Source organism: Reinekea sp. G2M2-21 (assembly GCF_015687175.1).
Lineage (GTDB): Bacteria > Pseudomonadota > Gammaproteobacteria > Pseudomonadales > Natronospirillaceae > Reinekea.
Genome location: NZ_JADPQG010000016.1, coordinates 1 through 10,647, shown reverse-complemented (window position 1 = coordinate 10,647; position 10,647 = coordinate 1). Strand labels below are relative to the sequence as shown.

At 45.4% G+C, this 10,647-nt stretch carries 14 protein-coding genes; 2 read left to right on the top strand and 12 right to left on the bottom strand.

The features are described 5' to 3' along the window. Positions 1-90 precede the first annotated feature (90 nt). The 9 genes from IYN85_RS25210 to prfC all read right to left on the bottom strand — a co-directional run bounded on the left by IYN85_RS25210 (position 91) and on the right by prfC (position 6,990). The gene (locus IYN85_RS25210) at positions 91-486 is read right to left on the bottom strand and encodes a ClpXP protease specificity-enhancing factor (protein WP_370592249.1); all 396 of its coding nucleotides are present in this window, start codon (positions 484-486) and stop codon (positions 91-93) included. An 8-nt stretch (positions 487-494) separates the two neighbouring features. Continuing rightward, positions 495-1,124 carry a glutathione S-transferase N-terminal domain-containing protein gene (locus IYN85_RS25205; protein ID WP_196161751.1) on the bottom strand — a complete coding sequence of 210 codons (630 nt, stop codon included), beginning with the start codon at positions 1,122-1,124 and terminating at the stop codon, positions 495-497. 89 nt (positions 1,125-1,213) lie between these two features. Continuing rightward, positions 1,214-1,975 carry a cytochrome c1 gene (locus IYN85_RS25200; protein ID WP_230390977.1) on the bottom strand — a complete coding sequence of 254 codons (762 nt, stop codon included), beginning with the start codon at positions 1,973-1,975 and terminating at the stop codon, positions 1,214-1,216. Next, a complete protein-coding gene (locus tag IYN85_RS25195; RefSeq protein WP_196161750.1) occupies positions 1,972-3,222 on the bottom strand; it encodes a cytochrome bc complex cytochrome b subunit in 1,251 nt (416 codons plus the stop codon). Before IYN85_RS25195 ends, IYN85_RS25200 begins: the two co-directional genes overlap by 4 nt. Positions 3,223-3,224: 2 nt before the next feature. After that, positions 3,225-3,812, bottom strand: a complete 588-nt coding sequence (gene petA, locus IYN85_RS25190) for a ubiquinol-cytochrome c reductase iron-sulfur subunit (protein ID WP_196161749.1) — start codon at positions 3,810-3,812, stop codon at positions 3,225-3,227. Between the two features lie 351 nt (positions 3,813-4,163). Next, on the bottom strand, positions 4,164-4,559 hold the full coding sequence (rpsI, locus tag IYN85_RS25185) for a 30S ribosomal protein S9 (protein ID WP_196161748.1): 396 nt from the start codon (positions 4,557-4,559) through the stop codon (positions 4,164-4,166). An 11-nt stretch (positions 4,560-4,570) separates the two neighbouring features. Then, positions 4,571-4,999 (bottom strand): 50S ribosomal protein L13, encoded by a 429-nt coding sequence (rplM, locus tag IYN85_RS25180; protein ID WP_196161747.1) that lies wholly within the window; start codon positions 4,997-4,999, stop codon positions 4,571-4,573. Positions 5,000-5,091: 92 nt separating this feature from the next. Beyond that, positions 5,092-5,400, bottom strand: coding sequence for a hypothetical protein (locus IYN85_RS25175; protein WP_196161746.1), 309 nt, complete (start codon positions 5,398-5,400; stop codon positions 5,092-5,094). Between the two features lie 9 nt (positions 5,401-5,409). Then, complete coding sequence (gene prfC, locus IYN85_RS25170; RefSeq protein WP_196161745.1) at positions 5,410-6,990, bottom strand: peptide chain release factor 3; 1,581 nt, start codon at positions 6,988-6,990, stop codon at positions 5,410-5,412. Positions 6,991-7,215: 225 nt separating this feature from the next. Here prfC and cmoA point away from each other — a divergent pair, with 225 nt between their 5' ends. Then, positions 7,216-7,947 (top strand): carboxy-S-adenosyl-L-methionine synthase CmoA, encoded by a 732-nt coding sequence (gene cmoA, locus IYN85_RS25165; RefSeq protein WP_196161744.1) that lies wholly within the window; start codon positions 7,216-7,218, stop codon positions 7,945-7,947. After that, a complete protein-coding gene (gene cmoB / locus IYN85_RS25160) occupies positions 7,944-8,936 on the top strand; it encodes a tRNA 5-methoxyuridine(34)/uridine 5-oxyacetic acid(34) synthase CmoB (RefSeq protein WP_196161743.1) in 993 nt (330 codons plus the stop codon). Before cmoA ends, cmoB begins: the two co-directional genes overlap by 4 nt. Positions 8,937-9,030: 94 nt before the next feature. Here the strand turns inward: cmoB and IYN85_RS25155 are convergent, their stop codons facing one another. From IYN85_RS25155 to IYN85_RS25145, 3 genes are all read right to left on the bottom strand, one after another. Continuing rightward, a complete protein-coding gene (locus IYN85_RS25155; RefSeq protein ID WP_196161742.1) occupies positions 9,031-9,189 on the bottom strand; it encodes a hypothetical protein in 159 nt (52 codons plus the stop codon). Positions 9,190-9,420: 231 nt separating this feature from the next. After that, the gene (locus IYN85_RS25150; protein ID WP_196161741.1) at positions 9,421-9,780 is read right to left on the bottom strand and encodes a GNAT family N-acetyltransferase; all 360 of its coding nucleotides are present in this window, start codon (positions 9,778-9,780) and stop codon (positions 9,421-9,423) included. A 64-nt stretch (positions 9,781-9,844) separates the two neighbouring features. After that, on the bottom strand, positions 9,845-10,558 hold the full coding sequence (locus tag IYN85_RS25145) for a hypothetical protein (protein ID WP_196161740.1): 714 nt from the start codon (positions 10,556-10,558) through the stop codon (positions 9,845-9,847). Positions 10,559-10,647: the final 89 nt, after the last annotated feature.

Genomic DNA, 10,647 nt, shown 5'->3' with positions numbered 1-10,647 from the left:
CGCTTGCTTCCAACCTTCTTAAAGGTCTTCCCTAAGCAGCGGAGGCGCATTATAGGGAGGGATTTTTCGGAGTCAACAACTAATGTTGAATTATTTTACAACTTTCAATGTTGGTCGATTTTCACGAGCAACCGACTCGGGCTTTTTCTTCTGATCACCTTCAGGTGGCTGAGGAGGCATTTCGACTTCAAAGCCCATTCCCTGACCATTTTCTTTTGCAAAAATGGCCACAACAGCATCAACTGGACCACTAATATCGGTCGGCACTCCACTGAACCGCGCATTAAATGAAATGGTATCGTTTGCCAGCTCAAGGTCTTTCACCGCCGACAGCGCAATGTTCAACGTAATTTGACCATCACGCACAAACTCTTGAGGAACTTCCACCCCAGGATACTCCGCCATAAAGACAATATATGGCGTACAGTTGTTATCGATAATCCACTCATGCAACGCACGAATCAGGTAAGGCTTATTAGTGGTCATAGCTGACATCAGTCACGCATCTCTTGTTCAACTTCAGAAAGACTGATCTGGAAAGACTCCCGCTCGAAAATTCGTTCCATGTATTTATCGATCGCTTTAGCTTGCTTTTCAGGGAAATCGATACCCAAAGAAGGTAAACGCCATAAAATAGGAGCGACACAACAATCTACCAGTGTGAACTCTTCACTCATGAAATAAGGCTTATCATCGAAGACCGGCGCAATAGCAAGCAAACTTTCACGCAGTTCTTTGCGGGCCCGAGTAACGCTATCCTTGCTTTTCGCTGCAACGATCGCATCTACACGAGAACTCCAATCACGGTCAATTCGATAAATCAACTGCCGGGATTCACCACGCGCTACCGGATAAACGGGTAACAATGGAGGATGCGGAAAACGCTCATCCAAATATTCCATCATCACGTGATGTTCAAACAATACCAGGTCACGATCAACCAGCGTTGGCAAACTGCTGTACGGATTGATATCAGACACTTCTTTAGGCACTGAATCCGGCTCATGATCTTTAATGTCAACAGTGACACCTTTTTCGGCTAACACTATTCGAACCCGATGACTGTACTGACATGCAGGGTCAGAGTAAAAAGTCATAGAAGATCGTTTTGCAACAACGCCCATTGAGTACGCTCCAAAATATACGATAAATTAAAAACACAACAAGCGCAGACAAAGCTGCGCTTTAAATTTCCACCTAAAATGGGTGAGGACTAGTGAATATCCTTGTGCAATTCACGCTGCAGCAAAACTGAAGGCACCAGCAGAATTGTCAAAAAGGCAAAAACAAACCAACCCAATCGCTTCCGATCGTTTTGATAGGGCTCACCCATATAGTTCAGGAAGTTAACCAAATCATAAACCGTTTCATCGAACTCCTCAGAAGACTGAGATCCTTCTACTGCGTAAGAAGTACAACCTTCTTCAGCAATTTCATGACCGGTTAATGGATCATATTCAGCACCTTCACTCGCGTGAGGTTTATCAGCACACAAGCCTTGTAACCCCAACAACACATGCGGCATACCAACATCTTTGAACACTGCGTTGTTTACGCCATAAGGACGGCTCTCATCTTTATAGAAACTGCGCAAGTAAGTATAAACCCAGTCCACGCCGCGAACACGGGTTACGTTTGTTAAATCTGGTGGTGCGGCACCAAACCATTTCTTACCGTCCTGCTCCGACATCGCAAACTTCATCAAATCACCAAATCGAGCCTCTTCACTGAAAACAATGTTCTCCATGAAGATTTCTTCTGGGATATCGAGATCTTTAGCGACACGGTTGTATCGAGCGAAACCTAGAGAGTGACAACCCGCGCAATTGTCCATATAGGTACGCAAACCTTTTTGCAACGATACTTTATCGTGCGCGTCAGGAGACATATGGTCGAGATGAACTTCACCACCCGCCGCATTGACCAAGGAAGCCAGAAGCGATGCTGTTAAAACTGTCAGAATTCTTTTGATCATTCTGGAACCCTCTCCGGAACTGGCTTTGTCTTCTCGATTTTTGTATACCACGGCATCAACAAGAAAAATGCAAAATAGATAACGGTACCTATCTTAGCCAATATACCGTTCAACGCAGTGACCGGCTGACCACCAAGGTAGGTTAACATGGCAAAAGCTATAGCGAAGGTGATGATTGCAACCTTACTCATCCAGCCCTTGTAACGCCATGAACGTACGGGGCTGCGATCGAGCCAAGGCAATACAAACAATATGGCAATTGCACCGCCCATGGCCATAAACCCGCCCAACTTGGCTTCAATGAAGAAAATCGGGAAGTCAATCGCACGCAAAATGGAGTAGAACGCACCATAGTACCAAGTCGGCGCAATATGCTCAGGAGTCTTCAATGCATTGGCCATTTCAAAGTTAGGGTGCTCAAGGAAATAACCGCCGCCTTCAGGCATGAAGAAAATGACCCCGCAGAAGACGAAAAGGAAGAGGACGACTTGAGGTAACTTTCCTACAGTGAAATAAGGATGGAATGGCACGCCATCTAACGGGACACCCTTCTCATCCACATGCTTTTTAATATCGATACCATCAGGGTTATTAGACCCTACCTCATGTAGCGCAAGCACGTGCAGTACAACTAACAAAGCCAGCACCAGCGGTAATGCGATAACGTGTAGAGCGAAGAAACGGTTCAGCGTAATGCCTGAAATCAGGAAATCGCCTCGAATCCACTCTTGCAGACCTTCGCCGATGACCGGAATAGCACCAAACAAAGAAATAATTACTTGGGCACCCCAGAAAGATGTTTGGCCCCATGGCAATACGTAACCCATAAAGCCTTCGGCCATCATGACGAGGTAGACGAACATACCGAACACCCAAATCAATTCACGAGGCTTTTGATATGAGCCATACATAACACCCCGGAACATATGCAGATAAACAGTCAGGAAAAAGAACGAGGCTCCCGTCGAATGCATGTAGCGCAAAAGCCATCCCATTTCGACATCTCGCATAATGTATTCTACCGAGTTGAAAGCTTCAGCAGCACTCGGTACGTATGACATAGTTAGCCAAATACCGGTAAGCAATTGGTTAACAAAAACAATCATTGCCAATAAACCAAACACATACCACCAATTGAAATTCTTCGGTGCGTAGTATTTAGACATATGCTTTTCATAAGCATTTGATACCGGCAGACGTCGGTCGATCCAATCCAGCCAAGCGGGCTTGAAGTTTTTATTACTCATAATCAGGCAACCTCACCAATCGTTAGAATGTTGCCATCAACTCGATGTGGTGGCACTTTCAGGTTTGACGGAGCCGGTACACCAGCAAAGACACGACCAGACAGATCAAAACGCGAACCATGGCAAGGACAGAAGAAACCACCCTGCCAATTGGCATCGTAGGCTTGTGGCTCTACTTCAGGGACAAACTTTGGAGAGCAACCCAAGTGTGTACATACACCTTCGACGACCAATAATTCTTCAGACAAACTGCGCGTATCGTTCTTGGCAAACTCAGGCTGCTGATCTACGTTTGACTCTGGGTCAGTAAGCCGCGATTTCAAACTATCGCTCTTTAAAACATCGATCATATCGGGTGTGCGACGAACAACAAAAACGGGTTTGCCACGCCATTCAGCGATGACCATTTCACCCAACTTCAAGTTGCCGATATCCACTTTAACCGGAGCCCCAACGGCTTTGGCTTTTTCACTTGGAAACCATGATTTTACGAACGGTGTGGCTACTCCAACTGCCCCAACGGCCCCAACGGCCCCTGTTGCAATATAAAGAAACCGGCGCCGACCCTGATTTACGCCGTTTTGCGTCATTATTATCATCCTCTAATCGAAAGGAAATTATGCTGCAGTAATCTCAAAATTGCCGCAGATACTAAAGAAAATCACGGTTTGTGACAAGGAAAGCTTTGTCAGTCAAGGCAGAAAGTCCATCAATTCTGGCAGATACCTGCATTTCAAAGTCAGAACCGTTATTTAGCCTAATTTTCCGTACAATTTTGGATCTCTCTACCACATTAAACGTGGCAAACCCATGTTGAATTATTCGAAAATAAAGACCTTTCTTTAACGAGCGAAATTTTTTCTGCTTTTGACACCAGCCTTGCGACCGGTAAAAAAAAACCCGGGAAAAACCCGGGTTTTGTATAATACCTGCAAGCAAAATTAACGCTTGGAGAATTGCGGCTTCTTACGTGCTTTACGCAGACCGACTTTCTTACGTTCAACCATACGCGCATCACGGGTAACAAACCCAGCTTCACGCAGAGACTTACGTAAATTTTCATCGTATTCGATCAATGCACGAGTAATACCGTGACGAATCGCACCGGCTTGACCATTTGAACCACCACCAACAACGGTGATGTACAGGTCAAACTTTTCAGTCATCTCAACCAGCTCAAGCGGCTGACGAACGATCATGCGAGATGTTTCACGGCCGAAGTACTCTTCCAGTGAACGCTTGTTGATAACGATGTCGCCTTTACCAGGACGCAAAAAAACACGCGCCTTAGCTGTTTTACGACGACCAGTACCGTAGTTTTGTTGAATAGCTGTCATATCTATCCCCATTAAATCTTAAGTTCTTTGGGCTGTTGTGCAGTATGAGGATGTTCAGATCCTGCGTACACTTTCAGCTTCTTCAACATTGCACGGCCAAGCGGGGTACGAGGAATCATACCTTTAACTGCCAGTTCAATTGGGCTTTCGCCTTTATGGGCGACCAGCTTCTCGAAGCTCATTGACTTCAAGCCACCAGGGTAACCAGTATGGCGGTAGTACTGCTTGTCCTTCGCCTTACGGCCAGTGACATGCACCTTCTCAGCATTGATAACAACGATGTAATCGCCAGTATCTACGTGAGGAGTGAACTCCGCTTTATGCTTACCACGAAGACGTCGAGCGATTTCCGTCGCTAGACGACCCAGTGTTTGCCCTTCTGCGTCGACGATGTACCAGTCGCGCTTTACTTCAGCTGGTTTTGCTACAAATGTTTTCATTTAACTCCGCCTAGAAAAGTGGGGGGCTCAGGGGAAGTTAATCCAATTTGAGGGCGCGGATCATACAGAAACTATAAGATTCGCGCAAGCCCTCATTCGGAATCAACAACCCTTAAGCGGGTCAGACCGAAGGCTAAACCGGCCAGACAACAACAAAGGGCAAATAACACTCCCACCAATGGCTCGCTGAGCTGCTCATCGGCCGGAGAAAATCGGGATTCGCCCCAGAAATAAGCCAAGCTGGTCAGCACAAACGTGACGAATACCAGAATGACCAAATAGAAACCACGCGCATCGTAAAGACCAAACTTCTGCTCTTGTATAGCAAGCTGCATGACCGAGAAAGCCAAGCCTGTCGCGCCTATAGCCATAAGAGCCAAGACTGTTAAATACAAAAACATAAGCTTCCCTTAATGTTCGCGGGTCTTTCTAAAAACAATCTCAGGATGACGTTCTTGCGCCATCTGCAGATTAACCATAGTCGGTGCAATATAGGTGAGATTATCAGAACCGTCTAACGCCAGATTGTCATTCGCCTTTTGCCTGAACTGTTGCAGAATCTTAGCATCGGCACAATCCACCCAGCGCGCGGTAGCGACACTGATCGCCTCATAAACGGCTTCAACCTTATATTCCGACTTCAATCGATGCGCTACTACGTCGAACTGCAACATACCCACAGCGCCAACAATCAGATCGTTATTTTTAAAGGGACGGAACACCTGAACCGCGCCTTCTTCAGACAACTGCATCAGACCTTTCTGTAACTGCTTGATTTTCAATGGATCTTTCAGTCGGATACGCCGAAACAGTTCAGGCGCAAAATTCGGAATACCCGAAAACTTTAAATCCTTGCCTTGCGTAAAGGTGTCGCCAATTTGAATCGTTCCATGATTATGCAAGCCGATGATGTCACCCGGGTAGGCTTCTTCAACAGCGGAGCGATCACCGGCCAAAAAAGTCAACGCGTCAGAAATCCGGACATCTTTACCGATACGGACATGTTTCATCTTCATGCCTTTCTCGTATTTACCGGACACGATGCGCATAAAAGCAATCCTATCTCGATGATTCGGGTCCATATTCGCCTGAATTTTAAAGACAAAACCCGAAAGTTCGGCATCGTCAGCCTTAACTTTTATGTCACCGGCTTCACGAGGCTGAGGTGCTGGCGCCCAATCAACGAGCCCATCCAGCATGTGATCAACCCCAAAATTTCCCAACGCAGTACCGAAATATACCGGCGTTAGTTGCCCCGCTAAAAACTCTTCTTGGTCAAAAGGATTTGCCGCTGCACCCAGTAATTCAACTTGTTCACGCAATTCCTCTGCGTAACGCCCCAAAACGACGTCAACCTCAGGGCTATCCAACCCCTTGATAACTTTACTGTCCTGAATCGTATGACCCTGTCCCGATTGGTAAGTAATTACTTCATCTCGCAGTAGGTGATATACACCTTTAAATTCTTTACCCATACCAATTGGCCAGGTAATTGGAGCGCAGCTGATTTTAAGAATATTCTCAACTTCGTCCATTAGCTCGATGGGATCACGAATATCACGGTCCAGTTTATTCATGAACGTAATAATAGGCGTTTCCCGCATCCGGGCTACATCCATCAACTTAATGGTGCGATCCTCAACACCTTTAGCGGAATCAATGACCATCAAACAGCTATCTACCGCAGTTAAAGTGCGATAGGTATCTTCGGAAAAATCTTCATGCCCTGGCGTATCCAGCAGATTCACCAGCTTATCGGAATAAGGGAACTGCATTACTGAGGTGGTAATTGAGATACCGCGCTCTTTTTCCATATCCATCCAGTCTGACTTCGCATGCTGGCCAGATTTTTTACCCTTAACTGTCCCCGCTTGCTGAATAGCGCGTCCAAACAACAACACCTTTTCAGTGATCGTGGTTTTACCAGCGTCAGGGTGCGAAATGATCGCGAACGTTCGGCGTTTAGCGACTTCATCTTGCAATTCAGACATGAATGTACTCGTATTCAGTAAAAACAGGGCGCGCATTATACCTGTTCCGGCGTTGTTTTCGAGCGCAAGCCGTATACAAAGACATAAATACTTAGAAGTTAGCTAGATCCGTATAGCGGTGTCGACACCAAACATCCGAAACAAGCACTAGTTTTAGCTCCACTCAGTCTGGCGCTGCCTTATCGGTCAGGTACAATACCCTCTTTTTTTTGTAGGGTTGCTGAAATGAGTCAGGAAACCGATAACATCTATGCTCAGCCACACGCAACATTGAACGATTTTCAGTTCGATGATCAGGTTGCCAATGTCTTTCCTGACATGATCAAGCGATCCGTCCCTGGTTATAGCCACATTATCGGCGTAATCGGTATTCTGGCAGAACAATACGCGCAGCCAAACAGTCGAATTTATGACCTTGGCTGCTCGCTCGGTGCAGCGACTGTAGCCATGCGACATCGGATTCATGCACCAGGGATCAAAATCATTGCTGTGGACAGTTCGCCAGCGATGATTGAACGCAGTGCAAATTATCTCGATAACGAAGACTTACCTATCGCTGTAGAAACTCTATGTGGCGACATCACTGAATTACCATTACACAACTGCAGTTTTGCCGTTTTAAACTTCACCCTTCAATTTATACCGCTCGAAAAGAGGTTGCAGACTCTGACAAATATCTTCGGCGGCATGCTACCCGGAGGCGCTTTAATCCTCTCGGAGAAACTGTCTTTCCAAGACAGACAGCAAGACGCGTTGCTTACTCAACATCATCATGATTTCAAACGGGCAAATGGCTACAGCGATCTAGAAATTAGCCAAAAACGACAAGCAATAGAACGCGTCTTACTACCGGAAACCGCTGAACAACACATCGAACGTTTATGCCAAGCTGGCTTCACTCAGGTGAGCCAATGGTTTCAATCTTTTAACTTTGCCTCTTTTATTGCGATCAAATGATAGATTACCAAGCCTTTATTAACCATATTTCTCAGACTAGGCTGAGCTCTTGGGTAGAGCCCCTTGAATCTCAACTCAAACAGTTATGGCCGAGCCTCAATGACGGTAATTTACCGCGGTTGCTTGCTGAAATAGATCAACTACCTGATCTGAAAGCGGAAAACATAGCGCTAAACGATGTCATCGACATTCGCGGTTCTGCAGGCAATCAGATAAATATATTAAATCAGTGTTTGGAAAATCTTAAACCGTGGCGAAAAGGACCGTTCAACTTCTTTGATACATATGTTGATTCAGAGTGGAGATGTGATCTCAAGTGGCAACGAGTGTGTCCCTACATCAGCAACTTAACCGGACGACATGTTTTAGACGTGGGAAGTGGCAATGGTTACTATGGCTGGAGAATGAAAGCCGCAGGCGCCGCAACTGTTGCTGGTATTGATCCTTCCTGGCTTTCAGTAGTGCAGCACCTAGCTGTCAATCACTACATAAAAGACCCAACCCACTGCGTATTGCCTTTTACGCTTGAAAGTCTGACACCAAATCTTGAGATCTTTGATACCGTGTTTTCAATGGGGGTTTTGTACCATCGCCGTTCACCATTGGAGCATCTATTTGAATTAAGAGGCGCACTTCGCCCAGGCGGTGAACTGGTCTTGGAAACCATCGTCATCGAAGGCGACGCGGGTGAATCGCTAGTACCTATTGGCCGATACGCGAGAATGAATAATGTCTGGTTCCTGCCAACGGCTGCGACACTTGCTCAATGGTTGGAAAAAATGGGTTTTGAGAATATACGCATTGCGGATCAGTGTGTAACGACGGATGCGGAGCAGCGCGCCACCACATGGAAACCGGGTCAAAGCCTAAATGACTACCTGGACCCTACGGATCAATCAAAGACAATTGAGGGCCACCCTGCACCTATCAGAGCCATTCTTATTGCCGAGAAACCTATTAATCAGCGGCTTAAGCGCTATCATCTTTAAGTTCAGGTTTACTCTTCTAGTCATGGCAGAGTCTATTCAACCCTGCCATATCAATTTTGAACTATCTCCGGATAGTGTTCGTCAGAGTAAAACTTCATTTGAATAAGGCGTAATAGATAACGTAGAACCAGCTAAAGAAGCCGTGGATAATTGCCCACAGGATAGACTTATTAGCGGTCCAGGACATGGCGATAGCAAGCGCTGAACCGAAAGACAAACCGTTTTTAACCACTTCATATTTGACTGTTTGCATCTTGCACCCTTCTTTAACCTGTATCACGTGAAGTCAACACCTTACAATCCGATACGATGATTGTTAAAGGGTTAGAAGTCACGAAATTCCTTTTCTAGCCAAAAGATTTAAATCTCGCAGTTAGCGAAGCACATATCTCTTTGACGTCGATCGGTCACCTCATAGCTATCTTGAATACTGCTGATATTCAGGCACTTACTACAATCGTTGCCCTTGTTTCTGCACAAACCTTTAGAGTACCAGTTCCATTAGCAATGCGTCGTAAAACTGATCCTTCACTCGATAGTAGTTCTTTCGAACACCTATTCGCTGGTAGCTCAATGCTTGATATAAACGTATGGCTGGGTCGTTACCAAGACGCACTTCAAGGAACACTTTCTTAACATTATTACTGACCAATTGCTGATGCCAGAGTAGTAAACTTCGATAACCCAGTTTTTGGTTTCGGTATTGCTCATCAATAACAATTTGATCTAGCTCTGCTTCCTCTAAGATTTTCCGAAAGGCAATATATCCAACTGATCGACCATCTAATTCGATGCTATAAAGACCATTATTATTAAAATAGTTTACGAGTTGACTGAACGTCATTGTCGATTCGGAGGTGCGTTCAGAAATAGAGCTAAAGTAATCAAGCTCCGAGCTACTAGGTACATTAAGAATCATTTTTGAACAAACTAGATTTCTGTATGAGATGCCATGCTTTTACTTTTTGTTGTGGGTCGTTGAGCATCTTATAAACGGAAGGAATATTAACCCGAGACAAACCAAATTCTTCGCCTTCCACCTCGTGCCATTGGTTCAATTTTGCGAGTACGCCTCCGCAAACCAATAATTTTGACGCCTTATGCTGCTCGACCAAATGCTCAATAACACCATTTACGTACTGTCTTGCAGGCTCAATCCCTTGTGACACTTGTCGATTGGAAAAAAACGGCCAAGATATAACATGATGATAATGTAGTGTGCCAGTACCGTCGGATATCGATTTCAGTATTGAGTGTATTAGTTTACCCGCGACGTCGTTATATTGCTGGTAATCGCTGATCAAAGAGCTACAGACAATCCAATCGTCAATCACATACAAGGCTAATCCAAAACGGATCGGTTTTTCGCTGTTTTGCGTAGCTGAATCTGCTAACAGTGCCTCTGGCTGCTCTTGTTGCTCTATGTTTCTAGTCTCTTCGAGAACTGAAACCGCTTGAAGAGTCGATTCGGGAACTTCCGATAAGGACGTTTCTCCACGCTCTATCGTGTCTAATACCAGGGCCTGCGCAGGTTTGGCATTTATCAACACCATGCGTGGGTACCAAGGCTCAATCCCCAAAGCATTTATATAATTGGACTTCTGTTCTGGCGTTAAATTCACAAATCGACCTCAATCACGAAGTGCAGAGTTTAGCAGTTTGCGCTTCTCAAATTAACGAGTTTTGACGTTAAATTAAGTTTCGTGAGCTT